General features: G+C 69.1%; 29 protein-coding genes. 5 read left to right on the forward strand and 24 right to left on the reverse strand.

Translation table 11 applies throughout. The features are described from left to right. Nucleotides 1-78 precede the first annotated feature (78 nt). Nucleotides 79-1,239: a serine hydrolase domain-containing protein gene (locus tag ACIQTU_RS12840; protein WP_400547660.1), complete on the forward strand. Its 1,161-nt coding sequence runs from the start codon at nucleotides 79-81 to the stop codon at nucleotides 1,237-1,239. Nucleotides 1,240-1,396: 157 nt separating this feature from the next. On the opposite strand, the gene ACIQTU_RS12845 is transcribed toward ACIQTU_RS12840, so the two are convergent. The 16 genes from ACIQTU_RS12845 to ACIQTU_RS12920 form a co-directional block, all read right to left on the reverse strand. Continuing rightward, nucleotides 1,397-1,933, reverse strand: coding sequence for a periplasmic heavy metal sensor (locus ACIQTU_RS12845; RefSeq protein WP_400547663.1), 537 nt, complete (start codon nucleotides 1,931-1,933; stop codon nucleotides 1,397-1,399). After that, nucleotides 1,930-2,355: a hypothetical protein gene (locus tag ACIQTU_RS12850; protein ID WP_400547666.1), complete on the reverse strand. Its 426-nt coding sequence runs from the start codon at nucleotides 2,353-2,355 to the stop codon at nucleotides 1,930-1,932. The genes ACIQTU_RS12845 and ACIQTU_RS12850 overlap by 4 nt, the downstream gene beginning before the upstream one ends. Before the next feature lie 16 nt (nucleotides 2,356-2,371). Continuing rightward, nucleotides 2,372-2,944, reverse strand: coding sequence for an RNA polymerase sigma factor (locus ACIQTU_RS12855; RefSeq protein ID WP_400547669.1), 573 nt, complete (start codon nucleotides 2,942-2,944; stop codon nucleotides 2,372-2,374). A gap of 62 nt (nucleotides 2,945-3,006) precedes the next feature. Next, nucleotides 3,007-3,648: an EF-hand domain-containing protein gene (locus tag ACIQTU_RS12860; protein ID WP_400547671.1), complete on the reverse strand. Its 642-nt coding sequence runs from the start codon at nucleotides 3,646-3,648 to the stop codon at nucleotides 3,007-3,009. 63 nt (nucleotides 3,649-3,711) lie between these two features. Beyond that, nucleotides 3,712-6,609, reverse strand: coding sequence for a bifunctional [glutamine synthetase] adenylyltransferase/[glutamine synthetase]-adenylyl-L-tyrosine phosphorylase (locus tag ACIQTU_RS12865; protein WP_400547674.1), 2,898 nt, complete (start codon nucleotides 6,607-6,609; stop codon nucleotides 3,712-3,714). After that, complete coding sequence (locus tag ACIQTU_RS12870; protein ID WP_400547677.1) at nucleotides 6,606-8,027, reverse strand: ATP-binding protein; 1,422 nt, start codon at nucleotides 8,025-8,027, stop codon at nucleotides 6,606-6,608. The genes ACIQTU_RS12865 and ACIQTU_RS12870 overlap by 4 nt, the downstream gene beginning before the upstream one ends. A 9-nt stretch (nucleotides 8,028-8,036) precedes the next feature. After that, nucleotides 8,037-8,708, reverse strand: a complete 672-nt coding sequence (locus ACIQTU_RS12875; protein WP_400547679.1) for a response regulator transcription factor — start codon at nucleotides 8,706-8,708, stop codon at nucleotides 8,037-8,039. 66 nt (nucleotides 8,709-8,774) lie between these two features. Further along, nucleotides 8,775-10,334: a Do family serine endopeptidase gene (locus tag ACIQTU_RS12880; protein WP_400547682.1), complete on the reverse strand. Its 1,560-nt coding sequence runs from the start codon at nucleotides 10,332-10,334 to the stop codon at nucleotides 8,775-8,777. Nucleotides 10,335-10,470: 136 nt separating this feature from the next. Continuing rightward, entirely contained in the window at nucleotides 10,471-10,974 is a 504-nt protein-coding gene (locus ACIQTU_RS12885) for a cytochrome c-type biogenesis protein (RefSeq protein WP_400547685.1), read from the reverse strand. After that, nucleotides 10,971-12,959, reverse strand: coding sequence for a heme lyase CcmF/NrfE family subunit (locus tag ACIQTU_RS12890; protein ID WP_400547688.1), 1,989 nt, complete (start codon nucleotides 12,957-12,959; stop codon nucleotides 10,971-10,973). The genes ACIQTU_RS12885 and ACIQTU_RS12890 overlap by 4 nt, the downstream gene beginning before the upstream one ends. Then, nucleotides 12,956-13,450, reverse strand: a complete 495-nt coding sequence (gene ccmE, locus ACIQTU_RS12895; RefSeq protein ID WP_400547691.1) for a cytochrome c maturation protein CcmE — start codon at nucleotides 13,448-13,450, stop codon at nucleotides 12,956-12,958. Before ccmE ends, ACIQTU_RS12890 begins: the two co-directional genes overlap by 4 nt. A 33-nt stretch (nucleotides 13,451-13,483) precedes the next feature. After that, nucleotides 13,484-14,299, reverse strand: a complete 816-nt coding sequence (gene ccmI / locus ACIQTU_RS12900; RefSeq protein WP_400547694.1) for a c-type cytochrome biogenesis protein CcmI — start codon at nucleotides 14,297-14,299, stop codon at nucleotides 13,484-13,486. Between the two features lie 18 nt (nucleotides 14,300-14,317). After that, nucleotides 14,318-15,682: a hypothetical protein gene (locus ACIQTU_RS12905; protein WP_400547697.1), complete on the reverse strand. Its 1,365-nt coding sequence runs from the start codon at nucleotides 15,680-15,682 to the stop codon at nucleotides 14,318-14,320. 95 nt (nucleotides 15,683-15,777) lie between these two features. Further along, nucleotides 15,778-17,031, reverse strand: a complete 1,254-nt coding sequence (locus ACIQTU_RS12910; RefSeq protein ID WP_400547700.1) for a hypothetical protein — start codon at nucleotides 17,029-17,031, stop codon at nucleotides 15,778-15,780. 137 nt (nucleotides 17,032-17,168) lie between these two features. After that, complete coding sequence (locus ACIQTU_RS12915; protein ID WP_400547703.1) at nucleotides 17,169-17,624, reverse strand: MarR family winged helix-turn-helix transcriptional regulator; 456 nt, start codon at nucleotides 17,622-17,624, stop codon at nucleotides 17,169-17,171. 15 nt (nucleotides 17,625-17,639) lie between these two features. Next, a complete protein-coding gene (locus ACIQTU_RS12920; RefSeq protein WP_400547706.1) occupies nucleotides 17,640-18,932 on the reverse strand; it encodes a S41 family peptidase in 1,293 nt (430 codons plus the stop codon). A 100-nt stretch (nucleotides 18,933-19,032) separates the two neighbouring features. Here ACIQTU_RS12920 and ACIQTU_RS12925 point away from each other — a divergent pair, with 100 nt between their 5' ends. Continuing rightward, nucleotides 19,033-19,308: a hypothetical protein gene (locus tag ACIQTU_RS12925; protein ID WP_400547708.1), complete on the forward strand. Its 276-nt coding sequence runs from the start codon at nucleotides 19,033-19,035 to the stop codon at nucleotides 19,306-19,308. 168 nt (nucleotides 19,309-19,476) lie between these two features. Further along, entirely contained in the window at nucleotides 19,477-19,752 is a 276-nt protein-coding gene (locus ACIQTU_RS12930; protein ID WP_400547711.1) for a hypothetical protein, read from the forward strand. Nucleotides 19,753-19,799: 47 nt separating this feature from the next. Here the strand turns inward: ACIQTU_RS12930 and ACIQTU_RS12935 are convergent, their stop codons facing one another. From ACIQTU_RS12935 to ACIQTU_RS12950, 4 genes are all read right to left on the reverse strand, one after another. Continuing rightward, the gene (locus tag ACIQTU_RS12935; RefSeq protein ID WP_400547714.1) at nucleotides 19,800-20,132 is read right to left on the reverse strand and encodes a DUF6572 domain-containing protein; all 333 of its coding nucleotides are present in this window, start codon (nucleotides 20,130-20,132) and stop codon (nucleotides 19,800-19,802) included. Nucleotides 20,133-20,224: 92 nt separating this feature from the next. Further along, nucleotides 20,225-21,673 carry a sensor histidine kinase gene (locus tag ACIQTU_RS12940; RefSeq protein ID WP_400547717.1) on the reverse strand — a complete coding sequence of 483 codons (1,449 nt, stop codon included), beginning with the start codon at nucleotides 21,671-21,673 and terminating at the stop codon, nucleotides 20,225-20,227. A gap of 7 nt (nucleotides 21,674-21,680) precedes the next feature. Beyond that, a complete protein-coding gene (locus ACIQTU_RS12945) occupies nucleotides 21,681-22,361 on the reverse strand; it encodes a response regulator transcription factor (RefSeq protein WP_114818691.1) in 681 nt (226 codons plus the stop codon). Continuing rightward, nucleotides 22,362-22,700 (reverse strand): hypothetical protein, encoded by a 339-nt coding sequence (locus tag ACIQTU_RS12950; RefSeq protein ID WP_400547721.1) that lies wholly within the window; start codon nucleotides 22,698-22,700, stop codon nucleotides 22,362-22,364. A gap of 264 nt (nucleotides 22,701-22,964) precedes the next feature. Here ACIQTU_RS12950 and ACIQTU_RS12955 point away from each other — a divergent pair, with 264 nt between their 5' ends. Further along, complete coding sequence (locus tag ACIQTU_RS12955; RefSeq protein WP_400547724.1) at nucleotides 22,965-23,339, forward strand: hypothetical protein; 375 nt, start codon at nucleotides 22,965-22,967, stop codon at nucleotides 23,337-23,339. Between the two features lie 83 nt (nucleotides 23,340-23,422). Here ACIQTU_RS12955 and ACIQTU_RS12960 read toward each other — a convergent pair whose 3' ends face one another. Genes ACIQTU_RS12960 through ACIQTU_RS12970 form a run of 3 tightly spaced genes read right to left on the reverse strand, consistent with a single transcriptional unit; the run spans nucleotide 23,423 to nucleotide 25,175 of the window. Beyond that, a complete protein-coding gene (locus ACIQTU_RS12960) occupies nucleotides 23,423-23,995 on the reverse strand; it encodes a nucleotidyltransferase family protein (protein WP_400547727.1) in 573 nt (190 codons plus the stop codon). Nucleotides 23,996-24,033: 38 nt separating this feature from the next. Continuing rightward, the gene (thiD, locus tag ACIQTU_RS12965) at nucleotides 24,034-24,834 is read right to left on the reverse strand and encodes a bifunctional hydroxymethylpyrimidine kinase/phosphomethylpyrimidine kinase (protein WP_400547730.1); all 801 of its coding nucleotides are present in this window, start codon (nucleotides 24,832-24,834) and stop codon (nucleotides 24,034-24,036) included. Further along, nucleotides 24,831-25,175, reverse strand: coding sequence for a DMT family transporter (locus ACIQTU_RS12970; protein WP_400547733.1), 345 nt, complete (start codon nucleotides 25,173-25,175; stop codon nucleotides 24,831-24,833). Before ACIQTU_RS12970 ends, thiD begins: the two co-directional genes overlap by 4 nt. A 132-nt stretch (nucleotides 25,176-25,307) precedes the next feature. Between ACIQTU_RS12970 and ACIQTU_RS12975 the strand changes: the two genes are divergently transcribed. Further along, a complete protein-coding gene (locus tag ACIQTU_RS12975) occupies nucleotides 25,308-25,856 on the forward strand; it encodes an ester cyclase (RefSeq protein WP_400547736.1) in 549 nt (182 codons plus the stop codon). 51 nt (nucleotides 25,857-25,907) lie between these two features. On the opposite strand, the gene folP is transcribed toward ACIQTU_RS12975, so the two are convergent. Next, nucleotides 25,908-26,795 carry a dihydropteroate synthase gene (gene folP / locus ACIQTU_RS12980; RefSeq protein WP_400547739.1) on the reverse strand — a complete coding sequence of 296 codons (888 nt, stop codon included), beginning with the start codon at nucleotides 26,793-26,795 and terminating at the stop codon, nucleotides 25,908-25,910. Between the last annotated feature and the right edge of the window lie 200 nt (nucleotides 26,796-26,995).

The raw sequence follows: 26,995 nt of genomic DNA on the forward strand, positions 1-26,995 counted from the left end.
AACGGGCCAATCGACGACCAAGACCAGCCCCTCTCTCAGTCAACGCGTCGTTGCGCCCAAGCTCTGGATAGCCAAAAAATGCTGAACAAAATTTCTGCCGCAATCGGCCTGATTGCGATCATGGGCGGTCTTGCCGACAACGCTAACGCCCAGGCGCCGCAGACCGCAGAAGCGGACAACAAGACCGCCGCGATTGAACGCCTGGTTCAAGACGAGATGGCTTCTCGCCGTATTCCGGGGCTTCAACTGGCGATCGTGAGAAACGACGAAATCATATTCACCGGCGCCTACGGCCAGTCCGACCTCGAGACCGCGAAGCCGGTAACGGAACGCACGGTCTTCGGCGTCAACTCGATCAGCAAGGCGTTCACCGGCGTCGCGGCGATGCAGCTTGTCGAGGCCGGAAAACTCGATCTCGACGCATCGGTGACGCAGTATCTCGAAGGGCTTCCGGCGTCGTGGGAAGCGATCACGGTCCGCCAGGTCCTCACGCACACGTCCGGCCTGCCCGAGATCATCGACGACAACACCCGACTGATCGACGGCGCCTCGCCCGACGCCGCCTGGGCGAAGGTGCAGGAACTGCCCCTGCGATATACGCCCGGGACGCAGTACGCCTACAATCAGACCGGCTATGCCCTGATGGGCAAGATCATCGAGAAGATTTCGGGCAAGCCCTTCGTCGATTTCGTTCGCGAGAGACAGTTCAACGCGGCGGGCATGGAGCAGGCCCGCTTTGGAAATACTGCCGACACCGTGCCCGAGCTGGCCTCGCTCTATACCTATCTGACGCTGAAGATGGAGGGCATGAGGGCTGTCGGCGTCGAGCGCAGCGAGACCCCGATGGCGCGCCATGAGACGTGGCCGGCCTACATGCATCCCACCGGCGGCGTTCAGACCACGGCTCGAGATCTGGCCGCATGGGTCATCGCGCTGCAGGATCGGAAACTGGTCAGCGAAAAGGGGCTCGAACAGCTCTGGACGCCGCAGCAACTGCCCGACGGAAGCTATCGCGGGTTCAACCGGACCATCAACGGCTATGGACTGGGCTGGCCGTCCATCCGCCGCGCGCAACATCCCGCGATCACGCCCACGGGCGGCGACCGCGCGGCCATCTTCATCTACCCCGAGGACGACCTGACGGTGATCGTTCTGACGAACCTTATGGGCGCTTCGCCCCAGAAGTTCGTCGACCAGATTGCCGCCCAATACATCCCCGATCTCGCCGTCGAAAACTGACGACAGCCCCTGACCTCACAGCTTGATCGCTTGTCCGCTTCCCATTCTCAGCTGACGTTCGTCAGGTCAGCTGAGACAGTCGGTTTAGGCGGTCAGCCCTACTGCCGATGCCGCGGTTCCGGATCGGCCTGACGGCCGTCCGGGATGAGGGACAAGATTACGGCCGGACCGGCGCCGTAGCAGGCGCCGCCGCCACGGGCGTGACCGGCTTCTCGGCCTTCTCGGGCTTGCGCGCCTCCCGTTTCGCCTTGTGGCGCGACAGGATGGGGGCCAGGGCCTTGCGGTCGGCCGGGCTGAGGTGGCTCAGGGTCTCGACCGCCCCCGTCTCCAGCCGCGAGCGGCCGCGCGCCTCGGACGCCCGCGAGCGTTCCAGCAGGGCGGCCACCGCCACCGGATCAAAGGTCTCGCCGCCGGTCAGGGCAATGGCCTCGCGCCGCGCCGCCCGCGCCTCCTCGAAGTCAGGCCGCGCCTGCATGGCCGCCGCGCGCAGTTGCGCCTTGACCTGATCGCGCACGGCCGGGTCCATCCGTTCGATGACATCCCAGACCGGCTCCCGGGGCCCCGGCTTGTGCGCCTCGGCGATCCGATGCTCGATCTTGTCGCGCGACACCCAGACGGCGCCGACCGCCGCGACGGCGAAGACGTTCAGGGCGACCGAAACGGCCAGGGCGATCTTCAAACTGCGCGACGTCATCCGCCCAGAACCTCCGTGTCGTCCGCACTGGTCAGACTGGCTTGATAGAGCACCGCGTCCGCCTGGACGTCGGCGGTCAGGTGGCTGGTCAGGTTGACCCCGAACACCACCCCGGCGCAGGCCGCCGCCGCCCATCCGGCGCCCGACAGCCAGGCCAGAGGCCCAGGACCGCGACGGCGCGCCTTCAGGCCCGCCCCCGCCGCACTGGCGATAGCCGCCTCGCGCAAGGCGTGCGATGCGACCGGACGCGGCGCGGCGTCCAGAAGCGCGTCCAGTCCGTCCGCCTCGCGCAGCAGGACCGCCGCGCGCGGATCGCTCGCCAGCAGGGCGCGCGCTGCCTCACGCTCGCCTTCGGGCCAGCGCCGCAGGTCGCCGCCATAGGCGTCGGCCAGATATTCAAAACGCTCGTACGTCATCGTCATGGTTCCAGCCCCCGCCTTACCCATTCGCCGCTCTCACTGCATTCGGCGCCATATCGGCCAGCGCCGTCCGCAACGCCCGCCGTCCGCGCGACAGCAAGCTCTCCAGGGCCTCGACGCTGACGTTCATCAGCCCCGCCGCCTCGATGTTTCCCAGTTCCTGGTAGTGACACAGGACAATGGCCTCGCGCTGCCGCTCGGGCAGTTTCGCCAGGGCCGCCTCAACCCGCGCCCCCGTCTCCATGGCCAGCAGGCCGCGATCGGGCGCCGGCCCGTCGTCGGGCCGATCCGGCGGCGCGTCCGTCGCGATCTCGCGCCGACGCCGCAGCCGATCATAACAGAGGTTCAGCCCCACCCGGTGCAGCCAGGAGTCGAACTTCGCCTGACCCGGCGTCCAGCGGGGCGCCTGTCGCCAGGCTCTCAGCATCGCCTCCTGCGCCACGTCCTCAGCCTCCGCCGCGTCGCCCAGCATCCGCTGCGCCAGCGTCAGCATGCGCGGCAGCTTGCGAGCGACCATGGCCTGGATCGCCGCGGGGTCGCCCTGACCCACGCGCCGCACCAGTTCCTCGTCGGGGTCGGCGGTCTTCGCCAATCCAGCCTCTTTCGCCGTTCACGAAACGGGCCGACGGTCGGACCGCCTTCCCCGACATCACCCTACTCCGAAGCGGGCGTCGAAGGCGACGCCGCCGGCGCCGCCTGACGGCGTTCCTGGCGCTTCTCACGCATCTCGGCGCGACGCGCCTGCATGCCAGCGCGACGCTCCTCGCCGGTCAGGCTTCCGTTGTGGTCAGCATCCAGCCGCGTGAAGGTTTCAGTCGCCTTGCGCTCGGCCTCGGCGATGACGACGGGGAAGCGACCTTCGCCGTTGCGCCCCATATGCTGCGCCCCGCGATGCATCCCGCCGCCATGGCCGCGACCGGCGTGTTCGGCGCGCGGTCCACGATGGCCACGCTCGCCACGTCCCGCCCGCTGGCCGTCCGCGCGTGGCGCATCAAACTCGGCCCGACTGATCGCACCGTCCTTGTTGGCGTCCAGACGCTCGAACATGGCGGCGCGGCGCTCGGCGCGCTTGGCCTGACCGGCGGCGCGCATTTCCTCGGCCGTGACCGTGCCGTCGTGATTAGCGTCAGCCGCGCGCAGGCGCTCCACCCGGCGCTGGACGAAATCGGCCTGAGAGACCGGCTGCATCATGGCCGCGCGCGCCGGGCGCTGCGGCGCGGCGGTCTGCGCCACGGCCACGCCGCTGAAAGCCGTCAGAAGGGCGATGGCGGCCACGCCGCCAAGGGTCTTGTTCATCTCGATGGTCTCCACGGGCCGAGGCCCGAAAACTCCCTGTCGAGAAATAGAACGCCGCCCGGATCAGTTTCCGTCGCGCCTGACGTCCGTCACGGCGGGCAGCGCCGCCTCGAACGCCCCTCGTGCTCTCAGCCGCAGATCGATCAACTGCGTCTTCAGCGCCTCGAAGTCCGGCGCCCCCGCCGTTTCCGCCAGCCGCTGCTGGAAGCCCGCCGGTTCGGCGTCGGGGTCGCCCTTGTCCTCGAAAGCGCAGGCCATCAGTTGGCCCAGCTGCTGATGCGTCCGCCAGCTCTCGGCCAGGACGGGATCCCCTTTCAGCGCCTCCAGCGTCGAGACGGTCAACGGCTCGCCCGCCGCCGCCGCGCACAGCTGGCGGTACTGGGCCACGAACTCGGCGTCGACCTGCGCCCCCGCCGACAGCTTCAGGTCCCAGAAGCCCTTGGGCCGCCGCTCGCGGTCCATCAGGTCTCGCATCGCCCGCACGTCACGCGCCACGTCGATCCCCGGTCGCGGCCGCCGCAGCGCCGCCTCCAGGGCCGCCTCGACCCGCGCGCCGAATGCCGCGTCGCTGGCCCAGACCAGACGCGCGCGCGTCAGGGCCATGAACTCCCAGGTCTCGGCCTCCTCGGCGTAATAGGCCTCCAGCGCCTCCAGCCGCACCGACACGGGCCCCTTGGACCCGGTCGGCCGCAGCCGCATGTCCACCTCATACAGCCCGCCCTCGGCGGTGTGGGCCGACAGGGCGGCGATGAACCTCTGGGTGAACCGCCCATAGAAGAGATCCGCGCTCCACCCCTTGCCCGCCGACAGCGCCTCGGGCGGCGCGGCATAGACCGTCATCAGGTCCAGATCGGACCCCGCCGTCATCTCGCGCGATCCAGCCTTGCCCAGGGCCACCACGGCGACCGCGCCCTCGAACGCCCCGCCCATCCGCTCGGCCTCGGTCAGGGCCGCCGGCGCCAGGCCCTTCATGCAGGCATCTGCCAGGGAGGTATTGGTCAGCCCGGCCTGCTCGGCCGTGGTCCGGCCAGTGACGACATGCATGCCGATGCGGAAGGTCTGCTCGCGGTGCAGACGGCGCACCGCATTCATGGCGCTTTCAAAGTCGCCGGCCTCATGGGCCTCGCGCACCACCTGATCGGCCAGGCCGGTGTCGGTGCCCAGCGCCGTCATGAAGCGCGCGTCCAGCACTCCGTCCAGGGCCTGCGGCTGGCGTCCCAGCGCCCGCGCCAGACGCGGCGCAAAGGCCATGACCCCGACCACCAGATCGAACAGCTTCGGCTGGTTCAGGAACAGGGCCTGGACCTGAACCCCGGCGCTCAGGCCCGAGAAGAAGACCGCGAACCTGCGGAAGGCCGCGTCCGGCGCCCCCGTCTTCGCCACCGCCGTCAGCAGTTGCGGAGCCAGCCGCGTGAACAGCTCCCGCCCCCGCGCCGTCCGCGTCGCCGGAATGCGCCCATGGTGCCAGCTGCGGATGGTGTCGGACACGGTCGCCGGCTCGGAAAAGCCCATCCGCTTCAGCGTCTCCAGCGTCCCCGGATCGTTCTCGACCCCGGTGAAGACCAGACTCCCGTAAGGAGAAGACAGCTCCTCGCCGTCCTCGAACAGCTCGCCATAGCGTTGGTTGACCCCGACCAGCACGGCCTCGACCCCGGCGTCGAACGCCGCCAGATCGCCATGCCCCGCCAGCGCCGCCACGTCGGCGCGGCGCTCTGGATCGGCCGGCAGGACGTGGCTCTGCTCGTCGGCCAGCATCTGCACCCGGTGCTCCAGCGCCCGCAGCTCATAATAGGCCGCCGTCAGTTCATCGCGCGCCTCGCGCGTCACATGACCGCGCTCGGTCAGGGCGTCCAACGCCTCCAGCGTGCGCGATGACCTCAGGCCCTTGTCGCGCCCGCCGAGGATCAGCTGCTGGGTCTGGACGTAGAATTCGATCTCGCGGATGCCGCCGCGGCCCAGCTTCAAATTGGCGCCCGCCGCCTCCAGCCCCTCGCCGGTCTTGTGGACGTGGATTTGTTTCTTGATCGACTGGATGTCGAGCACGGCCTGGTAGTCCAGACTGCGTCGCCAGATGTAGGGGACCAAGGCCCTGAGGAAGTCCGCGCCCTCGGCGGCGTCCCCGGCGCAGACCCGCGCCTTGATGAAGGCAGCCCGCTCCCAATTTTGGCCGACGGATTCGTAGTAGGCCAGGGCCATGGGCGCCGCGACCACCGGCGGGGTCGAGGACGGGTCGGGTCGCAGCCGCAGGTCCACGCGGAAGACATAGCCGTCCGCCGTCCGCTCGCTCAGCAGACTGGCCAGACCCTGAGCCAGCCGGTTCACAAAGCTCTGCGCCTCCACGCCCTCGCCGAGGGCGCTCTCCAGCGCCTCCGGCTCAAAAAAGAGCGACAGGTCAATGTCCGAGGAATAGTTGAGCTCGAACGCACCGCCCTTGCCCATGGCCAGGACGAACAGGCCGGGAACCGGCCCGCGCGGGTCGTCCGCCGCCGAAGTCAGCTTGCCGCGCCGCCTCTGGTCATGCGCCACGCAGCGCAGCGCCGCCTGGGCCGCGGCGTCGGCGAACCGCGACAGGGCGCTCGTCACCGCCTCCAGATTCCAGACCCCGCCGAGGTCCGACAAGGCCGTCAGCAGATGCAGTTCCGCCTTCAGCCAGCGCAGCGGCGCCCTGGCCTCGTCCGCCAGACCGTCGATGGCGTCGGTCGTCGCCAGAATCTCGGCCAACCGCGTCTCGGGCGCCGTCTCCAGAATCTGCCGCAACCGCTCGGGCCAGCGCCGCGCCAGCCCGGCCAGATAGGGCGAGGCCGCAAACACCGGCTCCAGCGCCGCCCAGGCCTCGTCCAGGCTCGCGCGCCAGCCGCCTTCGTCCGCCGCCACGGTCAGTTGCTCGTGGATGCGCGCCGCCGCGTCGGCATGGCGCACCGGCCCGCACGGTGTCAGCAGCCCCCCCAGATGCTCGCTCATCCGTCCGCTGTCCCGCTCGCTGGCGGCAGGACCAGGGCCACGCGCAGGCCCGGCCCCTGCCCACCATAGGCCCCCGGTCCCTCGTCCAGTTGCACCCGTCCGCCGTGGGCCTCGGCCACCGCCGTCACCAGCGACAGGCCCAGACCCGATCCCGGCTCGGTGCGGCTGTTGTCCAGCCGGACGAAGCGTTGCAGCACGCGCTCGCGATCCTCGTCCGGCACCCCCGGCCCGGTGTCGGTGACCGAGAACTCGATCTCGCCCGACGACCGCCGCCTCGCCCGGAACTTCACCGCCCCGCCTTCGGGGGTGTACTTGATGGCGTTGTCGATGATGTTGGCCAGGGCCTGGGCCAGGAAGGGCTGGTTGCCCTCGATCATCAGTCCCTTCTCGATCTCGGCCGAGAACTCCAGCCCCTTGTCCTCGCCCGACGGCTCGTAGAGCTCGGCCATGTCGGTGGCCAGTTCAGCGGCGTCGAACACCTTGGGATCGGGCGCCCCGCCCGCCTGCAGACGGGCGATGGCCAGAACCGTGTTGAAGGTCTTCAACAGCAGGTCCGCCTCGTCCAGCGCCACGCCCAGAGCATCCACGCCCGACACCTTGCCGGCGTCGGCGTCCATCAGCGCCACCTCCAGCTTGGCCCGCATCCGCGTCAGCGGCGAGCGCAGGTCGTGGGCGATGGCGTCCCCCGCGTGGCGGATCGAGGCCATCGAGGCCTCAAGCCGGTCCAGCATGGTGTTCAGCCCCTGGCCCAGTTCGTCCAGTTCGTCGCCGGAATGGGTGACGGGGGCGCGCACCTTCAGGTCGCCCTCCTGCACCGCCATGACCACCCGGTTCAGCCCGCTCATCGACTTCTCGACGCGGCGGCTGATCACCAGACCGCCGCCAATGCCGAGGATCAGGACCATGATCATGGCCCCCCACAGGGCCTGGGTCAGCCGCGACAGATAGGCTTCGATATCGCCAATGTCCTCGCCGACGAACAACTGCTCGCCGCCCGACAGCGGCATCTCCACGCCAATGGCCTGACGCTTGCGGACGCGGCCCTCCTCGTCGGTGTCGGTCAGGCGGAAATCGTCCCAGCGCCCGCCTTGCACCGCCGCGCCCGGCTCCAGCGGCGAGGTCGAGATGTTGCCGGTGATCGTCTTCCGGTCCTTGTCCATCAGCAGATAGAGATAGGATCCGCCCCGCAGCGTCCGGTCCACCAGCGCCTGGTTCAGGGCGTCGACGCCGCGCGTGCGATAGACCGCCGTCAGGGCCTCGACCTCGCTGCGGACCCCCGCCTCGGCCCGCGCCCGCGCCTCCGATGCCGAAGCGACATAGACATAGGCCAGCACCGCGCTGGCCGTGGCCACGAACAGCGCCAGAAACAGCAGCGTCAGCCGAAACGGCGTCCGCCGGAAGAGCGAGGGCAGCTTCATGCGGGGGCCTTAAGCCTCCAGCCGGTACCCCGCGCCGCGCACGGTCTGCAGCATGGCCTTGTCGAAGCCCTTGTCGATCTTGGAGCGCAGGCGGCTGATGTGGACGTCGATGACATTGGTCTGGGGGTCGAAATGGTATTCCCAGACCTTCTCCAGCAGCATGGTGCGCGTCACCGACTGACCTGCGTGGCGCATCAGGAACTCCAGCAGCTGGAACTCGCGCGGCTGCAGGTCGATCTCGGTCGTGCCGCGATGCACGGTGCGGCCGATCAGGTTCATCTCCAGTTCGCCGACCTTGAGCACGGTCTGCACCCCGCCCGTCTCGCGACGGCGGGCCAGGGCCTCGACCCGCGCGATCAGCTCGGCGAAGGCGTAGGGCTTGACCAGATAGTCGTCGGCGCCGGCCTTCAGGCCCGTTACCCGGTCCTCGACCTCGCCCAGGGCCGACAGGAACAGGACCGGCGTCTGATCGCCGCCCTTGCGCACCGTCTCGACCATGCCGACGCCGTCCAGACGCGGCATCATGCGGTCCACGACATAGACGTCGTAGCCGCCCTTTTGCGATTCCAGCAGGCCGAAGGCGCCGTCCACGGCGTGCGTCACCTCGTGCCCGGCCTCGGACAGACCTCGCACCATCGCCGTCGCCGCCTCGGCGTCGTCCTCGACCACCAGAATACGCATGGGCCCCTCCAGAAAAAGATTCGGCGGCGATGTTAGCGCATCGCCGCCGATCCTGTGAGTTACGCCTTATTCAGACTTGGACAGCTCCAGCACGACCGACTGGTTGCCGCTGGACGTGCGCACCAGCAGCAACACCCCGGGCCGTCCCGCCGACCGGGCCGCGTCGACCGCCGCCTTCAGATCCGCCGCCGAGGCGACCGTGCGGTTGTTGGCCCGCATGATCACCATGCCCGCCGGCATCTGCATCTGCCCAGCCTTGGAGCGCGGCTCGACCGCCGTCACCACCACGCCGTTGACGCCGTCCGGGATGGAGTAGCGCTGACGCAGGGCCGGGGTTATGCCGGTCACGGTCATGCCTTCGACGGCCTGGCCGGCGGGCGCCGAGGGCGTCGCCTGGGCGCCTTCGTCCTCGCCCAGACCGGCGCGCAGTTCGGCTTCCGACGGACGACGACCGGCGCGGACGTCCAGGGTCTGACGACGACCGTCGCGCAGGACTTCCAGCCGAAGGGCGTCGCCGACCTTGGCGCGGGCCACGCGGCGCGTCAGTTCGGTCGAGCTGTCGATGGCGTCGCCGTTGACGCTGACCACGATGTCCTCGACCTTGACCCCGGCCTTGTCGGCGGGGCCGCCGGCCGTGACGTCGCCGACATAGGCGCCCTTGGTGTTCTCGGGCAGGCCCAGGGCCGCCGCCGCCTCGCTGGACAGGGTGACGATCTGCACGCCCAGATAGCCGCGCTCGACCGTCTCGCCGCGCATCAGCTTGTCGGTCACGCTCTTGGCGGTCGCGGCGGGAATGGCGAAGCCAATGCCGACCGAGCCGCCCGTCGGCGAGAAGATCGCCGTGTTGACGCCGATCACCCGGCCATAGATGTCAAAGGTCGGCCCGCCCGAGTTGCCCCGGTTGATGGCCGCGTCGATCTGCAGGTATTCGTTGTAGCCGGCCGGATCGATGTCGCGCGACATGGCCGAGACGATGCCCGCCGTGGCCGTGCCGCCCAGGCCGAAGGGATTGCCCACGGCGATGACCCAGTCGCCGACCCGCGGCGCTGCCGATTCCTCGAAGCTGACGAACGGGAAGGCGTCGCCGTCGACCTTGATGACCGCCAGGTCGGTGCCTTCGTCGCGACCGATCAGGCGCGCCTTCAGCTCGCGACCGTCGCTCAGCTTGACCTTGATCTCCTCGGCGTTCTCGACGACGTGGTTGTTGGTCACGATGAAGCCGTCGGCCGAGATCAGGAAGCCCGAACCGGCGCCGAGCGCCGTGGTCGAGTTGTCGTCCTCGCCCTCTTCGCCCGAACCGCCGCCGCGCGGCTGGCCGGGAATGGGCACGGCGCCGAAGCCGGGGATCTGCAGCACGCCGGCCGGGCGCTGGACCCGCGTCTTGACGTCGATCTGCACCACGGCGGGCGCGACCTGCTGGAAGATGTCGGCGAAGCTGAGCGGCGCGCCCTGCGGCGGCGCAAAGGCCAGGCCCGCAGCCCCGGCCGAGGGGACCAGCCGTCCCGCCTGCGCAGCGGCGGGCGCAGCGTGCGCGCCCGGCCAGCTGATGACCCCGCCCGCCGTCGCAGCCGCGGCGAAGGTCAGGCCGACGGCGGCCCCCAGAATGAACTCCTTGCGTTTCAGCATCGTCGTCCTTGCAGTCCTGAAATCTGGAGCTCCAAAAGCTCCGTTCGCCCATGGATATAGGGGGTTTCAGCCTAAGCCAATGCACGCCCTCGCGATGGTTGACCGCGATGATCGTTCCCGGTGTGGCGCAGGTGCGTCAGGATCGCGGCGAAAGGCTTTCTGTTTCGTCAGGCTGAGCGGTCTGCGCGGCGGTCAGTTCCGCCAGCGCCCGTTCTTCTTCGTCCGTCAGGGGAGCGATTTCGACCCGACGGCGGCGCGATCTCCACACAAACACCACCACCGCTCCCAGCACCAGGGCGAAGGGGCCGAACCACAGCAGCCAGGTCCCCGCCCGCACCGGCGGCTGGAACAGGATGTAGTCGCCATAGCGTCGCACCAGATCGGCGCGCACAGCCTGATCGCTCTTGCCCGCCGCGATCTCTTCGCGGACCAGACGGCGCATGTCGGCCGCGATGCCCGCCGGGCTGTCGGCGATGGATTCGTGCTGGCAGACGACGCAGCGGATGTCGCCGAACAGGGCTCGCGCCCGCGCCTCCTGCGCCGCGTCGGGCAGGGGCCGGTCCGGCGCCGGCGGCGGTTCGGCCATCGCCGCACCCGCCATCAGGCTCAGCGCCCCCGCCAATGCCGCCAGACGCCTCACGCCCTGGCCTCCGCGCTCTTCTTGCGCGAGCCAGCCCCGACCCGCAGCCGCCGATCCAGCAGGGACAGCACCCCGCCCAGCGCCATGATGGCCGGGCCGAGGAAGATCAGCCGCGCCCAGGGATTATAATAGACCCGCACCGTCCAGGCCTGATCGTTGCTCTCGGTCGCCGCTCGCTCGCCCATGACCACATAGACGTCGTCCAGCCCGCGGAAGTCGAGGCCCACCTCGGTCGTCGTCTGCCCGCCCGCCGGGAAGAAGCGGCGCTCGGCGGTGACGACGCGCTCAACCGCATCGCCCGAAACCGGCATGACGGTCAGTCGTCCCTGCTCGGCCAGGTAGTTCGGCCCCTCGATCACCTCGACCGCGTCCAGACGCACCCGCCATGGCCCCGACGACACCACCCCGCCCAGAGGCACCGCGGCTGCGGCCTCGGCCTTGAAGCTGGTCTCGACCACGGCCCCCAGGATGAAGACGCCCAGACCCGCATGGGCCAGGGTCATGCCCCAGGCCCCCAGCGGCAGGCCCTTGGCCCGGCGCAGGGTCTCGCCCAGCGGCGCGCGAAACGCCTTGGTCCGCGTCGCCAGTTCCGCCAGCGCGCCGAAGATCAGCCAGGCCCCGACGCTTAAGCCCGCCGCCGCCAGCGCCTTCTTCGGCTCGAACAGCAGGAAGGCCGCGAAGGCCGCCACGACCGCCAGGCCCGCCGCCAGCCACAAACGCTGCAGCGCCCCCTTCAGGTCGCCGCGCTTCCACGCCAGCAGAGGCCCGGCGGGCAGGATCAGACAGGCCACCAGCAGCAGGGGCACGAAGGTCGCGTTGAAATAGGGCGGCCCCACCGAAATGGTCGCCCCCGAAATCCCCTCAAGGATCAGCGGATAGAGGGTGCCCAGCAGCACAGTCGCCGCCGCCGCCGTCAGGAAGAGGTTGTTCAACACCAGCGCGCCTTCGCGGCTGATCGGCGCGAATGCCGCGCCCGACCGGATGGCCGGCGCCCGCAAGGCGAACAGGATGAAGGCCGCGCCCGCCGCCACGCCGAGGATGGCCAGCAGCATCATCCCCCGCTCGGGATCGACGGCGAAGGCGTGGACGCTCGTCAGCACGCCCGAGCGCACCAGAAACGCCCCCAGCATGGAGAAGGTGAAGGCCAGGATGGCGAGGAAGACCGTCCAACCCGCCAGCGCCCCGCGCCGTTCGGTGACGATGGCCGAGTGCAGCAAGGCCGCCCCCGCCAGCCACGGCATGAAGGACGCATTCTCCACGGGGTCCCAGAACCACCAGCCGCCCCAGCCCAACTCGTAATAGGCCCAGAAGGAGCCCAGCGTGATGCCGACCGTCAGAAAGGCCCAGGACGCCAGCGCCCACGGCCGCACCCAGCGCCCCCAGGCCGGATCGACCCGCTTCTCGATCAGGGCGGCGACCGCCAGCGAGAAGCAGACCGAAAACCCGACATAGCCCGCATAGAGCAGCGGCGGATGGAAGGCGAGCGCCGGGTCCTGCAGCAGCGGGTTCAGCGACGCCCCCTGCACCGGGGCCGGGTCCAGACGCGCAAACGGATTGGAGGTAAAGACGGCGAAGGCTAGGAACAGGGTCGACAGCGCGCCCTGCACCGCCACGCTCGACGTCTTCAGCCCGAACGGCAGGCCGCGCGCCAGCGCCAGCGCCCCGCCGAACCCGGTCATGACCAGGCACCACAGCACCAGCGAGCCTTCGTGACTGCCCCAGGCGGCGGCCACCTTGTACAGCATGGGCTTGTCGGTGTGGCTGTTCAGGGCCACGTTCGACACCGAGAAGTCCGACACCGCGAAGGCGTAGATCAGGGCCGCGAAGGCCAGCAATGTCGCCGCCGCCGAGGCGATCAACGCCCCGCCGCCTGCCCCCGCCAGCACCGGGCTCATTCTCAACCGCCCGGCCGTCGCCAGCCCCGTCGTCAGCCCGGCCAGTACCAGCGCCAATATCAGCGCAAACGCCCCCAGTTCGACGATCACAGGCTGCGGCTCGCGGCTGCTGCGGGCGGGGCTTCGCCGGTTTCAGGACGCCACTCGCCCTTTTCCTTCAGGCGGTCGGCGACTTCGCGCGGCATATAGGTCTCGTCGTGCTTGGCCAGCACCTGACTGGCCTCGAAGGTGCGGTCGGGACGGAACGCCCCCTGCGCCACGATCCCCTGCCCCTCGCGGAACAGGTCGGGCAGGTCGCCGTGATAGCTGACCTTGGACGAGCCCACGTTGTCGGTGACGACGAAGACCACCGTCCCGTCCGCGCCCTTGACCACGCTGCCGGCCTCGACCAGTCCGCCCAGACGGATGACTCGCCCGACCGGCGCGGCTTCCTCGGTCACTTCGGACGGCGAGAAGAAATAGGTGACGTTGTCCTTCATGGCCCACAGCGACAGGCCGACCGCCAGGGCCAGCACGGGCGCCGCCGCAGCCACGATCCACAGACGCCGCCGCGCCTTGGGCGATTTGGGAAGCCAGCTCATGTCAGGACATCACAGAAGGGTTGCAGCGCGCCGTCATCCGACTCCGCCCAGTCTTTGTTGCAGTTCGGCCCGGCGCGGGTCGTTGGGCTCCAGCGCCGCGATCAGCGGCCCCCAGACCACGGCCGCCCCGGCCTTGTCGCCGCGCTTCAGCGCCGCCTCGCCGAGGAAGTAGCGCGCGCCCAGTTGATCCGGATCGTGCTTCAGCGCCTCGCGGAAAGCCGCCTCGGCGTCGCCGCCGACCGCGCCCTCGTTGGCCCGCACCAGGCTCTCGCCCAGCCGCGCCCAGCTCTGGGCGTCGTCGGGCTTGATCGCCAGCGCCCGACGGAAGGCCGAGGCCGCCCCGATGGGATCGCCCGCCTCGAACCGCGCCGCGCCCAGCATGGTCAGGGCGCGATGATCGTCGGGTCGATCCTTGACGATGCGGCCGATCACGGCGGCGGCTTGGGCCGGCTCCAGCGTCTCGGGCGAGGCCGCCCAGTCGCGGACCCGCGTCTCATAGGCCTGATCCGCCCTGCCCGGTGCGCCAAGGCCGAGATAGAGGCCCAGCGAAACCGCCGCAGTCAGGCCGATCCCGCCCAGAACCCAGAGGCGATCCTTGGATCCCACTGTCGGCGCCCGCGCATCGCGACGCGCCGCCAGCAGTCGCCGTCCCGCCTCGGCCCGCGCGGCGGTCCAGCCCGCCTCGTCCAGCAGGCCGCGTGTTTTCAGCCGGTCCAGCTCGGCCAACTCGCGCCCGGCGGCGTCGCGATCGACCACGGCCTCGGCGTCCGCCCCGCGTCGCGCGCCGGCCAGCACCAGAAGCCCGGCCATCGCCGCAGCCAGTCCCGTCATGATCCAGAAGATCGTCATGCTCGCCGCTCTAGCGGATCAGGCGCGCCGACGCGAGGCTCCCGAAGTCGCAGCCTCGACCGCGACGCTGGGCGGCGCCCCGGCCACCGTCAGCCGCCGCCTCACCGTCCGCTGCGCCTCCTTGGCTCCGATCAGGCCCAGCAGCTCGGCGGTCAGGGCGATCCGCTTGCGCGCGATCCCCTCATCCGCCGCCTCGCCGTCGTTCAGCCGCTCCAGCGCCTCGTCAGCCCATGTCGCCAGACGCCCGGTCAGGCCTTCCGCCGTCTGGCGTCGCTCGGCCTCGCAGCCGAACACCGTGGCTGGCCCGCGTACCAGGCCGATCACCGCCGCCAAAGCCCTGGCCCTGTCCGCCGCCGCCGCGTCCACCGCCTCGTCCAGGCGCGGCGCCGGGCGCGTCATCCGCCCCGCCATGGCCGTGCGCTCGACCGGCAGCACCTTGCCGGTCGCCTTCTCGGCGGCGCTGAACAATTCCGACAAGCGCAGCGCGATCTTCACCCGCGCCTGCCGCACCGCCTTGCCCCAGGCGCTGTCAGCCCGCAGCGACAGGGTCATGTCGATCTCCGACAGGGTCTCGGCGCACCAGTCCAGGTCGGCCTTCAGCAGGGCCGCATCCGCCCCCGGCGCCGTCGGATCAAAGGCCGCCGCCTCGGCCGCCCGGTGCGCCAGCGCCGTCACTACCCGGTCGACAAAGACCGCCAGCTCGCTCTCGCCCAGCAGGGTCTCCCGCCCCGCCGTCGGCGTCGCCTGGGCCACCACCCGCAGCATCATGCGCGCGTCCGGCAGGTGGGCGAACAGCATCTCCATCAGCCGCGCCGCCCCGTCTGGCGCGATCGCGCCCGCCTGCCTCAGCGCCAGCTTCAGCTCGGCGACCGCCTCCGGCCCCGGCCGTCCCAGCCAGGTCTCCAGATAATCCAGACAGCGCCGCGCCAGGGCCGCCAGATCGAAACAGGCCGCCAGCTCGGCCAGCCGCGCCGCGCTGGCGCCGGGCCACAATTCCTCGCCCCGATCCCGCACCGCCGAGGCCGCGCCCAGACACAGGCGGTCGGCCACCATGCGCGACAGCTCGTCGTCGCGATCCAGCTGCGGCAGCAGTTCAGGCTCATTCCGCGTCGCCAGTCGCCACAACCGCGCCGGGATCGTCGCGGGAAAGCCCAGCCCCTCCAGCCCGTCCTCACGTCGTCGGAACAAGGGCCTCAATGGCGCAAAGGCCGCGTCACGCCGTCGCCGGTCGAGAACCTCGGCCTCGACCATGTCGCGCAGCGCCCACGCCCGATCCCCCGTCATCGCCGCCGCCAGCGTTTCCAGCTGGGACAGCAGATGATCCGGGCAAGCGGCGATCAGCTGGGCCAGGGCGGCCCTTTGCGCGGCCGACAGGTCCGCCATGCACTCTCCTCTAGCCGATCCGATTCCCGGCCAAGGGGGTCAGGGTGCGCCTTTCGGGTTAACAGGGGATTGGAGCCCATCCGACGGTCCCGATTTCAGGGACGCCGCGCGATCGTCCAGTCGCCGTCGCGCGAGCCCGGCGTCAGCCGCCATTCCGGCTTGAGCGTCAGCGTCCACCCGTCGCCTTTCAGGCCGCCCTCCATCGGAGTCGCCCCGGCATGGGTCACAGTCAGACACGACCAGTCAGTCGACAGAAGCCCGTCCTTCTCGACCGCCAGCACGCCCCAGTCGGCGGCCGCGCGAATGACGCCATAGACGGTCCCCTCGGGCGGCAGGGGCGTCACCCGGTTGGGATCGAAGCTGAAGCTCGCTCCGGCGACAGGCGCGACCAGCACCGGACCGTCCACCAGCCCGGCCCTCAGGCTCGCGACACGGGCCGCCTGTTCCAGCGCCCGCGCGGCCTCCTCGGCCTGGATCATCGTCGCCCCGTGGCGTGCTCCGCTAGCCGCGAAGGCGGCGTCGTCGGCGGCCATCTCCAGACCCAGCGCCCGTGCCAGCAACTGCGGCAGGCCCTCGCGCCGGTCCCATGTGGTCTTCCAGTCCGGCGCCGCAGCGTCCAGCAGCAGGCCGTAGGCCGGTCCCGTGTAGTAGGCGAAGGATCGCGCATAGGCGCGGACCCGGTCCCCCCTGCCCAGATGCGGGATCATGGCCTCGTCCCGCGACAGAAGACGGCCGGTGTATTCAGCCAGCCCTTCATGCCGCTCCAGGGCGTCCTCGGCGGCCTGCGCTTCGGCGAAGCGGGCATGGCGCCAGGCGCGGAAGGTCAGGGCGTCCTCCACCGCGACGCGGCGCGCGGCCGGGTCCGTGGCGACCAGCGCCGCCGACAACGCCCGCAGTTCGAGACGCAGCGACACCCGCCCCGCCTCCGTCGCCAACTGGGGCTGGTCGGCGTTCGCCGCCTTCAGGCCGATCTGATCCTGGATCCGGTGCCAGGCCTCATGCATCAGCAGGATGGACCGCCCCGGCTCATCCTGCGGCAGGGGCGCGACCAGCATGGTCCAGACGCGGCCATTCCAGCGCACGGCGGTGTTGGCGATCGGCACGGCGTCCGGCAGGCGGCCGCGGAAGACGGCCCCGTCGCGTTCCAGCGGCGCATCGACCCCGTCCATGTTGGCGATGACCTGTCGGGTCGCCGGATCGGCGATCAGCACAGGCCCGCACAGGCTGACACCCCACGCCCGCCCGCCGTCCGCCTCGCACAGGGACCGCGCCTGCTCGAACGCCGCCATGGCCGGTGCGGCCTCAGGCTGTGCCCTGGCGGCGGCGCCCGTGGCCGAAAGCAGGAGCAAGGCCGTAGTCAGTCCAACCCGCCTGCCAATGAAACGCGACGCCATAGACTTCCCTCATTCCCCACGCGGCCCCACGGCCCCGCGACGAATATGGCCAAGCTTTAAGCGACGATATTAAGGCGGACCCTTGTCCGGATTCAGATGTCCATTCGCTCGACCAGAGGCCGCGCCTTCAGGGACTGGACGGCGCGTTTGATCCCGTCGAACACAGGACCCGCATCCTCCTCCATCCCGGCGTAGGCGCGCTCGAAGGCGCCATCCAGACCGTCCAGCAGGGCCAGTTGTTCGCGCCCCCTGTCCGTGATCGCGATCAGGGTCACGCGCTGATCCTCGGGATCAGGCTGGCGTATGACCAGCTCCAGCTTCACCAGCTTGGGGATCTTCTGCTGGATCAACTGGTGGGAACGATCCAGCGCCCGCCCGAGATCGGCGACCGAGACCGGCCCCAGCTTCGCGATCGCCATCATCAGGGACGACGACTTGACCGGAATGACCAGACCGGCGCGCCTGAACACCTCGGCCGACTGCTGCTCGATCAGTTCGCTCAACTGCTCGCTGAGGCGCCCCAGATAGGTGCGGTTCAACTCGATCATTCGCCCGACATCTCCTCAATCCAGGCGACGATAGGTCGTCGTCTCGCCAGACTTCTCCACGCGCTCCAGCGCGGCGACGGCGCCCTTGGCCCGCACCAGCCGGAACCGGTAGGCGTCCGTTCCCTGAACCGCAAATAGATCCTTGCCGATCGGGTCCAGCGCCAGAACGAAGCGCCCGCGCCAGTGATAGGCGAGCCCGCCGGGCGTGCGCACCAGAGTCCGCCCTTCATAGGCCCCGACCGCCTCGTCCAGGTCCTTGGCGCTGGGCGCCTGACCTGCGAGCGCCCATTCGACCGGGACCAGCGCCCATCGGGCGTCGGCGTCGCCCGCCTCCGCCCGGCCCTTCAGCAGGTGTTTCTGCGCGACCAGCAGCGCCTCCGAGGCCGGGACGGCCAGATCGGGGGTCACCCCGACGCCCTCGAAATCCTCCCCCTTGACCGGGTCCCGGATCAGCCCGAACGGCACCTGCAGCATGAAACGGTCGTCGATCGGCACGCGGGTGACGGGGTGCGCCCCGCCGGCGGTCTGCTCCCCGATCACGGTCGCCCGCCCCAGACGCTGCAGCGAAAACGCCATCCACTCGGCCGCAGAAAAGGACGTCGACCCGGTCAGCACCACGACGGGCATGTCCGGCGCGCGCTGGCCGGACACGGCGGGCAGGCTCCACTGGCTCCGCGCCACCTGCACCCCCTTTTCGTTGTAGTTGTAGTCGAAGAATTCCTGATCCTTGCTCGCTGGATAGAGGTAGCTCATCAGGAACTGCGCCATCTCCAGCACCCCGCCGTTGTTGTAGCGCAGGTCGAAGATCAGCCCCTTGGCCCCTTCGGCGAACCGCATCGCTCCCGCCGCCGTCTCCTGGGCGTATTGCGGGTCGGCGAAGAAGTCGAAGCGGACATAGGCCAGGTCGCCGTCCAGCCGACGCGCGTCACGAAACCCGAAATTGGCCCCGCGCTCCCGGTCGCGCTGCGCCTGGGTGGTGGCCTCGCCGCCCGCCTTCGCCTGGCGGTCAGCCTCGACCTCCGCGGGATCAAAGGCCACCGAGAAATGCAGGTCCTCGCTCGCCTTCACCAGACCCTGGGCCAGGCTTTCGGCGAAGGGTTTCGCCTCGACCGGCCCGGCCTGAACCCGTCGATCCAGCTCGGCCGCTATGGCGGGGATGCGGTCAGGATAGACGTAGTTCTGTTTCAGCGCCGTCTCGAGCCGCGCCACCACCTCGCGCTGCGCCCCCTGATCCAGCGTCTGCGCCACAACCGGCGACGCCCCCAGGGCCACGACCGCCAACAGCGAAGGGAAAGCGCGTGTCTTCATCATCGATCCAATCATGAAATATGTTGCGCAATATGTTGTATAAATCGACGTTGTCAAATCGCCGCCGCGCCTTCAGGCCGTCCCCATCGAGCGTGACTTCATGAAACAAGGTTCACTCGACACTCCGCCCGCACCGGATAGGTTGAGCGCTGGGCAACCGGAGGCGACGATGCGAAATACGGGATTGGTGCTTGGACTGCTGCTTCTCGCCGCCTGTTCCGAGCCGAAACATGAAGTCAGCGTCGAAGTTCGAAATGCTGAGCAGGCAGGGCGACATTCAACATCACGCCAGACCCAGGAAGTTCGTGTTGAAATTTCACCCGAGGCAGCCGCCGCGCTCAAAGCCGAGCTGAAAAAGGCCAAGACGGCGCCCTGAACTCTCGGCACCTCAAACCCAGCGCCGGATTGTGGCTGGCGTCAGCCAGTTTTCGAGCCTAGTGGCCAATGTCCGTTGTCAACGCCGGAGCCTAGGGCCGGAATCGACCCAAGGCGGACGTCGGCAACGTCTGTTTCTAAGCTCTGAGATCGACGTTATTGATCCTGAATGGAGAGCATCACTGTTACCCGCGATGGCCGGATGTCCCCCGATGGACGCAAAGACGACGGGCCGTTTAGCAACTACCTCTACGCAGTCTTCAACGGCGATCAACGTATCGCGGAGATCACTCACACCTATCGCGGCGACGAGCTTTCCATGCGCCTAGTTCGGGGTGAGTGGGTGGACGCTGACGAAATTATCATAGGTGGCGGAAGGGCTGACCAACCGCTTTTTCTTACTCGCGCAGGACTGCGCTTATTGGAGCGGCTTCGGTCGGCGTGACGTCCGCTAACCACCCGTTGCGGATCTTGAGAAGGGCTGCTGTGCGCCTAGTAGCCTGGGGGAAGAGCGCCGCGCCAGAGTTCGATGCCGACAAAGCCCAGTTGCCGGGCCAGTTTGTTGAGGATGGGCTTCACCTCCTCAGGTTCGGGGTGGGCCTGATAGATCGCAATCTTGACTTTGCGGTTTCTGGCGTCGGGGTTCGCTTCGACAAGCTGCGGGCTTTGAACGAACGCGAGATAGGCGTTCACCTTGGCCTCAATTGCTTCGAGGTGGGTTGGCGTCTCTGACCAGTCCAAATGATCAGAGATCATAAGGACCACGTTGCCAGTGGCCGGCTCAATGCCCATGGCATCGATCTGGGTTTCGTTCTCGACGGTCATCTCGGCAGCATGTCTAATACTTTTCGGCGGCTCAAGGCCCGCTTTCCACCCTTGGCCGACCTTCAGCTCGACCGCTTTCGACGAAAGCGGCGCTAGGCCTCCGCCGCCGGCAGTTCCAGCAGCACCTTCAGCCCGCCCATGTCGCTGTCGGCCAGGGTCACGCGCCCGCCATAGGCGCGGGTCAAGTCCTCGACGATGGACAGGCCCAGACCGGTGCCCGGCGTGTCCTCGTCCATGCGCGTGCCGCGTTTCAGGGCGGCGTCGCGCTGATCCGCGGGCAGGCCGGGGCCGTCGTCCTCGACCACCACCACCATCTGTCCGGGCACCGAGGCCCCGGCTGAAATCCGCACCCGGCGCTTGCACCACTTGGCGGCGTTCTCGATCAGGTTGCCGAAGATCTCCTGCAGGTCCTGACGCTCGCCCAGGAAGGCCAGCTCGTCCGGCGCACGCCAGTCGATCTCAACCCCCTTGGTCTCGAACACGCGCTCCAGCATGACCGCCAGTTCGTCCAGCACCTCGCCCACCGGCGTGGTTTCGCCCAGACCATGGGCGGCGCGAGCGGCGGCGCGGGCGCGGCGAAGATGGTGATCCACCTGATCCTGCATGACCTTGGTCTGCTTGCGCACCATGTCGGGCAGGACGCCCTCGGCCGTCCCCGCTTCGGCCAGCATGACCGCCAGCGGCGTCTTCAGCGCATGGGCCAGGTTGCCGACGTGGGTGCGCTGGCGCTCCACCGTCTCCTGATTGTGGGTCAGCAGCCGGTTGACCTGCTCGGCCAGGGGCTGGATCTCGACCGGATAGACGCCCTCGATGCGGTGCGAGCTGCCCTTGCGCACGTCCGAAATCTCATCGCGCAGGTCGAACAGGGGCCGCAGACCGACCCGCACCTGAATGAACACCGCCGAGACCAGACCGGCCCCCAGCAGCAGCATGGCCACCCAGGTCACGGTGGCGAACTGGCGCGTGTCGGCGTCGATGTCGGAGCGGTCCACCCCGGCGAAGAAGACCACCGGCGCGGTGCGTCCCGGCAACTGCTTCATGCTGGCGGCGATGCGCAGCGGCTCGCCCTTGGGGCCGTCCTCGGCGTTGTAGCTGATGGTCTGGCCAAAGGCCGCCTTCAGCCGTTCGTCCAGATCGGGGGCGTATTCCAGATCGGCCCGGCCCAGAGAGGCCGAGCGCGCCACCACCTGCAGCCGTCCGTCCGCCGTCGGCTCGGCCACCATCCAGTACTTGCCGGAAAGCAGGCGCTCGGTGCGCGCGTCGCGGATTTCGCCGACGAAGACCTCGCCTTCGGGCGTGATGCTGGCGGCCACCACCGTCTCGTCGATGGTGTCGCCCAGCATATTGCCCAGCCGCCGCAGCGCCGACTCCTGGAACACCGAGGTCAGGACCACGCCCGTGACGAGCAGGGCCACCAGAATCCAGGCCGAGGCCAGCCAGATCAGCCGACGCGTCAGCGACTTGCCCGGTCGCCCGAACCAGCGGCCCCATTCGTTCCTGTGCGGCTTGGCGGGCGCTTCAGCCGCCCCGGCGTCGCTCATCCCGCGATCAGGCCGCGTCGCTCTCGCCGGCCAGCGGCGACAGGCGATAGCCCAGACCGCGCACCGTCTCGATCCGGTCCGAGCCGATCTTCTTCCTCAGGCGACCGACGAAGACCTCGATGGTGTTCGAGTCGCGGTCGAAGTCCTGATCATACAGGTGCTCGACCAACTCGGTGCGGCTGATGACCCGGCCCTGATGCATCATCATGTAGTGCAGCAGGCGGTATTCCAGACTGGTCAGGCGCAGCGGCTCGCCGTTCACCGTCGCCCGCGCCGCGCGCGGGTCCAGCCTCAGGCCGCCGCAGGTCAGGGTCGCCGCCGCATGACCGGCCGAACGGCGCAACAGGGCGCGCAGACGGGCCAGCAGTTCTTCGGTGTGGAAGGGCTTGGTCAGATAGTCGTCGGCCCCGGCGTCAAAGCCCGCCACCTTGTCCGACCATGCGCCGCGCGCCGTCAGGATCAGCACCGGCGTGGTCTTGCCCTCGCGACGCCAGCGCTCCAGCACCGACACGCCGTCGATCTTGGGCAGACCCAGGTCCAGCACCACCACGTCATAGGGTTCGGTGTCGCCCAGGAACCAGGCTTCCTCGCCGTCGGGGGCGTGATCAACGGCGTATCCGGCGTCGCCCAAAGCGGTCTTCAGCTGGCGCGACAGATCGACGTCGTCCTCGACAAGCAGCACCCGCATTCAGTCGTCTCCGCGAACCCGGCCGGACTGGCCGTCAACCTGTATGTCCGACACGCGTCCGCCCGGATATTCCCAGCGCACCACATAGTCGCCGCCGCGCTGCTGCACGCCCAGCATCCGGCCGGGCCGGCCCGACTGGACGCGGCGGGCGATGTCGCCCGGATCCGCGCGCGGCGCCGAGCGGGGCGCGTCGCGCAGCCCCTGACCCGGATAGCCGCGAGGTTGCTCCCGGCGATCGTCGTCGCGATCCCGGTCGCGGCCGCGCGACTGGGCCGCCGCGTCCGTCAGGGGGACGAGGGCGATCAGGCCGGCCAGCAGGAGGGCTCGAATGCGCATCATGGATCGTCTTCTAGACAGGGGCCTCTGAACAGGGGCTGAACAGACAGTCTATCGCCGTTCATCCGAACTAGGAACGTGCACGCGCGGATTCTCCGTCGCCGTCGCCCACAAGAGACGCGGGAGTCGCATGTCGATGAAGATGAAGAACTTCTCATGCTGATGAACGCTGTCTGAAACGCGCCGTTCAGACGCGGCTCAGCCGCCGGGTGGTCTTTTGGGATCAACGCAGCCGATCCGGTTGCGACGAACCGAAGGAGCAAGACCATGAAGAAGCTGCTGATCCCCGCCCTGGCCGTCGCTGTCGCCTCGGCCGCCCTGCCCGCCGCCGCTCAATCCTATGACCGCCATGGTCCCTCGCGCGGTCACGGCTATGAGCAGAACTACAACGGCTGGAACGCCATCTCGCAGCGCAAGCACAACCTGGATCGCCGCATCGACCAGGGCATCCGCAATCACCAGCTCAGCCGCCGCGAGGCCTCGCGCCTGCAGGACGAGTTGAACAGCCTGGTCCGTCTGGAACGGCAGTACATGCGCGGCGGCCTGACCCGCTGGGAGCGCGAGGACCTGGACCGTCGCTACGACCGCCTGTCGGCCAAGGTCCGCTATGAGCGCAACGACTACAACGGCCGTCGCCACTGACGGCCGACTGAGAACCGGGCCTCATCCCTCCCTGTCCGAGGCCCGACCGAGGGGCGCGATCCGCAAGGGTCGCGCCCTTTTCGTCATGCAGGCTCCATCACCGTGATCTCCGGCCAGCGCCCGCGCGCGCTGGCGACGACCTTGTCCCAACCCTTGGCCAGCCCCCTCACGGGATTGGGCCGGATCACCATGTCGAACACGTCCTGCAGGCCATAGGGCGCGGCCATGCTGATCGTGTCGTCCTTCTCCAGCCGCACGGCCAGGGCGAAGGCCGGGGCCACGAACTGGGCCGGGGCGTCGTCGGTGCAGGTCAGGGCTTCATAGGGCTCGCCGAACTTGCTCTCGAACCACAGATGCACCCGCGCCTGATTGCGCACCTCGACCAGGTCGCGAAACGGCGATTCGAATGCGGCGGCGACGCGCTTGATTATCGCATCCTCGGCGTCCCACGAGGTGTCGGGGTCGAAATAGCCGATGTCATAATCCTTGATGCCGTAGCCGACCGGCCGCCCGGTCCGGTCGTTCCACACCCCCTGATAGACGGCGCCGGAAAACAGCCGCCAGTCCGGCAGGTCCAGATCCCGCATCACGGTCAGCACATGCATCAGCGCCGGGTCGGCGCGGACGATCTCGATCAGTCGGGTCTCTAGGCTCATGGGCGGCAGAGACGGCGATTCCGCGTCCGACGAAAGCCCTAACCCCGCAACGGCCAGCCGTGATCCAGCGGCCCATGTCCCTGCCCCAAGCCCGGCGCGCGGCGGATGGCCTCGGCGACATAGGCCCAGGCCTCGGCCACGGCGGTCTGCAGCGGCAACCCCTTGGCGATCCCGGCGGCGCAGGCGCTGGCCAGGGTGCAGCCTGTGCCGTGGGTGTGGCGGGTGTCGATGCGTTCGCTCTCCAGCACCGTCTCCCCATCGCGGGTCAGCAGCAGGTCGATCACCGTCTCGCTGGGCACATGGCCGCCCTTCATCAGCACCGCCCGCGCGCCCATCTCCAGCAGGGCCTCGCCCGCCCGGCGCTGGCCGTCCAGATCAACCACGGCGATCCCGGTCAAGGCCTCGGCCTCGGGCGCATTGGGGGTCAGCAGGGCCGCACGCGGGACCATCAGCCGCCGCACCGCCTCGACCGCCCGATCTTCCAGCAGGGGCGAACCGCCCTTGGCGATCATCACCGGATCGACCACCGCCGGCACGCCGTCGGCATAGTCGATCAGACCCGCCACCGCCTCAACCACCTCGACCGAGCCCAGCATGCCGGTCTTCAGGGCGTCGGCCCCGATGTCGTCCAGCACCGTCTTCGCCTGGGCCTCGATCACGTCGATCGGCAGGGGGTAGACGCCGTGAACCCCCAGGGTGTTCTGGATGGTGATGGCCGTGATCGCCGTGGCGGCGAACCCGCCCAGCATGGTCACCGCCTTGATGTCGGCCTGAACGCCCGCCCCGCCGCCGGAATCCGAGCCCGCCAGAATCAATACGCGTCCCTTGGCTTCGCTCACGCCGCCGCTCCCGAAAACAGCTTCAGCCCGACGATGCCCGCCACGATCAGCAGGATGCAGACCGCCCGCACCGCCGTCGCCGGCTCGCCATAGACCACGATCCCGACCGTCGCCGCGCCCACGGCGCCGATGCCGGTCCACACCGCATAGGCCGTGCCCACCGGCAGCTTCTGCGTGGCGATCCACAGCCCGACCATGCTGGCCACCAGGGCTGCGGCCACGCCCAGCGACAGCAACGGCCGCTGCACGCCCACATACTTGATGCCCGAGGCCCACATGACCTCGAACAGACCGGCGACGATCAGCACCGCCCACGGATTGAGTGACAACAGCCAGGACATGGCCGCTGCATGACCCAGCCGCCGTCCCGGGGCAACCGCTTTCGCCGCCGCGCCTCGCGGAACGACGATACCGGCCGCGCATTAGGACCGCGAGTCGCGCCATCCCGCGACGCCGCCCCCTGGGAGGGGACCATGCGCCATCTCATCCTGCTCGCCGCCTCGGGTCTGGCCCTCGCCGCCTGCTCCCCGCCCGCCGCTGACAAGACCAAGGAGAAGGCGCCCGAAGCCGCCGCCGCGCCCGGCCACACCGCCGAACAGGCCCGCAACCTGGCCAATTTCGACGACCTCGACTTCAACGTCTACAGCGGCCAGAAGTGGGACGAGTTCACCCGCAGCCACGCGCCGAACATCCTGGTCCATTACCCCGACGGCACGACCACCACCGGCCTGCCCGCCCATCTGGAAATGCTGAAGCCGCAGTTCGTCTTCGCCCCCGACACCCGGATCAGGGAGCATCCGATCAAACTGGCCGACGGCAATTTCACGGCGGTTCAGGGCATCATGGAGGGCACCTTCACCCAGCCCATGGACGTGGGCGGCGGCAAGATGATCCAGCCGACGGGCAAGGCGTTCAAACTGCCCATGCTGACCGTCGGCCGCTGGGAGAATGGCCTGATGGTCGAGGAATGGCTCTACTGGGACAACCAGGCCTTCATGAAACAGATCGGCCTGGCGCCATAGAGCCTGATCGGTTGAGGTGGAATCGCTTCGCGATCCCACCAATGCCGTGAATCAGGCTCCAGGATTAATGCTGGAGCGAAGATCTGGGTTCAGATGCGATCGCATCTGAACCGATTTCGCTCTAGCCGTCACGGCGGCCTGCACCTTCAGCGCCTGAACCGTCTCGCGCACGTCGTGGACGCGCACCATCTTCGCTCCGCGCCGCGCGCCTTCCAGCGCCAGGGCCAGCGAGCCGCCCAGCCGGTCGGTCGCCGCCACCGCCGTCTCGTCCACGCCCTGAATCGTCCGCTTGCGACTGGCCGCGTACAGCACCGGAAAGCCCAGCTCGACCAATGCCTCCAGCCGCGCCGTCAGCGTCAGATTGTGCGCCGTCGTCTTGGCGAAGCCGATGCCGGGATCCAGCCAGATCTTGTCGCGCGCCACCCCCGCCTTCATGGCCGCCTCGGCCCGCGCCGCCAGATGGGCAGCCACCTCGGCCACGACGTCGTCATAGCGCGGGTCATCCTGCATGGTCTTGGGCTCGCCCTTCATGTGCATCAGCACCACCTCGCAGCCCAGCTCGGCGGCGGTCGCCAGACTATCGGGATGGTGGCTCAAGGCCGTCACGTCGTTCCACATCGTCGCCCCCGCCCGGACCGCAGCCCGCGCCACCCCCGGCTTCATCGTGTCGATGCTGATCGGCCCGTCCCAGCGCGCCCGGATCGCCGCGATCAGCGGCAGGGTGCGGGCGATCTCCTCATCCTCGGCCACCGGCTCGGAGCCCGGCCGCGTGCTCTCGCCGCCGATGTCCAGCACGTCCGCTCCCTGTTCGATCAGCCGCAGCGCATGGGCCAGCGCCGCCTCGTGCGTGTCGTGCCGCCCGCCGTCCGAAAAACTGTCGGGCGTCACATTGACGATTCCCATGACCAGCGGCGGTTTCACGAGGGATTGAAGGCTCATGCGACAAGAACTCCCGGGGCGCCGGTTTGACTTTCCGCGCGCTGAGGCCCAGCCTCTAGCCACTATGGAACGTTTCGTCAGCCAGGCTCGACGCCTCACCCACGCGGGTCGCCGCGTCGAAGGCATTTAACCCGTAGCGGCCAGCTTGCTGTCGTCCGCTACGGGGCGCGTTGCTTCGCTTTTTCCCTAGTTTTCACTCA

It is taken from the genome of Brevundimonas sp. NPDC090276, assembly GCF_044772165.1.
In the GTDB taxonomy this organism is placed as follows: domain Bacteria; phylum Pseudomonadota; class Alphaproteobacteria; order Caulobacterales; family Caulobacteraceae; genus Brevundimonas.

Coding starts and splice junctions, on each gene's coding strand:
- ccmI (WP_400547694.1), bottom strand. CDS start 14,299: ATGACGATCTTCTGGATCATGACGGGACTGGCTGCGGCGATGGCCGGG.
- ACIQTU_RS12930 (WP_400547711.1), top strand. CDS start 19,477: ATGGAGAGCATCACTGTTACCCGCGATGGCCGGATGTCCCCCGATGGA.
- ACIQTU_RS12865 (WP_400547674.1), bottom strand. CDS start 6,609: ATGAGCGAGCATCTGGGGGGGCTGCTGACACCGTGCGGGCCGGTGCGC.
- ACIQTU_RS12970 (WP_400547733.1), bottom strand. CDS start 25,175: ATGTCCTGGCTGTTGTCACTCAATCCGTGGGCGGTGCTGATCGTCGCC.
- ACIQTU_RS12925 (WP_400547708.1), top strand. CDS start 19,033: ATGAAACAAGGTTCACTCGACACTCCGCCCGCACCGGATAGGTTGAGC.
- ACIQTU_RS12940 (WP_400547717.1), bottom strand. CDS start 21,673: ATGAGCGACGCCGGGGCGGCTGAAGCGCCCGCCAAGCCGCACAGGAAC.
- ACIQTU_RS12905 (WP_400547697.1), bottom strand. CDS start 15,682: ATGGCGGACCTGTCGGCCGCGCAAAGGGCCGCCCTGGCCCAGCTGATC.
- ACIQTU_RS12860 (WP_400547671.1), bottom strand. CDS start 3,648: ATGAACAAGACCCTTGGCGGCGTGGCCGCCATCGCCCTTCTGACGGCT.
- ACIQTU_RS12955 (WP_400547724.1), top strand. CDS start 22,965: ATGAAGAAGCTGCTGATCCCCGCCCTGGCCGTCGCTGTCGCCTCGGCC.
- ACIQTU_RS12880 (WP_400547682.1), bottom strand. CDS start 10,334: ATGCTGAAACGCAAGGAGTTCATTCTGGGGGCCGCCGTCGGCCTGACC.
- ACIQTU_RS12975 (WP_400547736.1), top strand. CDS start 25,308: ATGCGCCATCTCATCCTGCTCGCCGCCTCGGGTCTGGCCCTCGCCGCC.
- ACIQTU_RS12875 (WP_400547679.1), bottom strand. CDS start 8,708: ATGCGTATTCTGGTGGTCGAGGACGACGCCGAGGCGGCGACGGCGATG.
- ACIQTU_RS12950 (WP_400547721.1), bottom strand. CDS start 22,700: ATGATGCGCATTCGAGCCCTCCTGCTGGCCGGCCTGATCGCCCTCGTC.
- ACIQTU_RS12850 (WP_400547666.1), bottom strand. CDS start 2,355: ATGACGATGACGTACGAGCGTTTTGAATATCTGGCCGACGCCTATGGC.
- ACIQTU_RS12960 (WP_400547727.1), bottom strand. CDS start 23,995: ATGAGCCTAGAGACCCGACTGATCGAGATCGTCCGCGCCGACCCGGCG.
- ACIQTU_RS12915 (WP_400547703.1), bottom strand. CDS start 17,624: ATGATCGAGTTGAACCGCACCTATCTGGGGCGCCTCAGCGAGCAGTTG.
- ACIQTU_RS12840 (WP_400547660.1), top strand. CDS start 79: ATGCTGAACAAAATTTCTGCCGCAATCGGCCTGATTGCGATCATGGGC.
- ACIQTU_RS12945 (WP_114818691.1), bottom strand. CDS start 22,361: ATGCGGGTGCTGCTTGTCGAGGACGACGTCGATCTGTCGCGCCAGCTG.
- ACIQTU_RS12920 (WP_400547706.1), bottom strand. CDS start 18,932: ATGAAGACACGCGCTTTCCCTTCGCTGTTGGCGGTCGTGGCCCTGGGG.
- folP (WP_400547739.1), bottom strand. CDS start 26,795: ATGAGCCTTCAATCCCTCGTGAAACCGCCGCTGGTCATGGGAATCGTC.
- ACIQTU_RS12870 (WP_400547677.1), bottom strand. CDS start 8,027: ATGAAGCTGCCCTCGCTCTTCCGGCGGACGCCGTTTCGGCTGACGCTG.
- ccmE (WP_400547691.1), bottom strand. CDS start 13,450: ATGAGCTGGCTTCCCAAATCGCCCAAGGCGCGGCGGCGTCTGTGGATC.
- ACIQTU_RS12845 (WP_400547663.1), bottom strand. CDS start 1,933: ATGACGTCGCGCAGTTTGAAGATCGCCCTGGCCGTTTCGGTCGCCCTG.
- ACIQTU_RS12935 (WP_400547714.1), bottom strand. CDS start 20,132: ATGACCGTCGAGAACGAAACCCAGATCGATGCCATGGGCATTGAGCCG.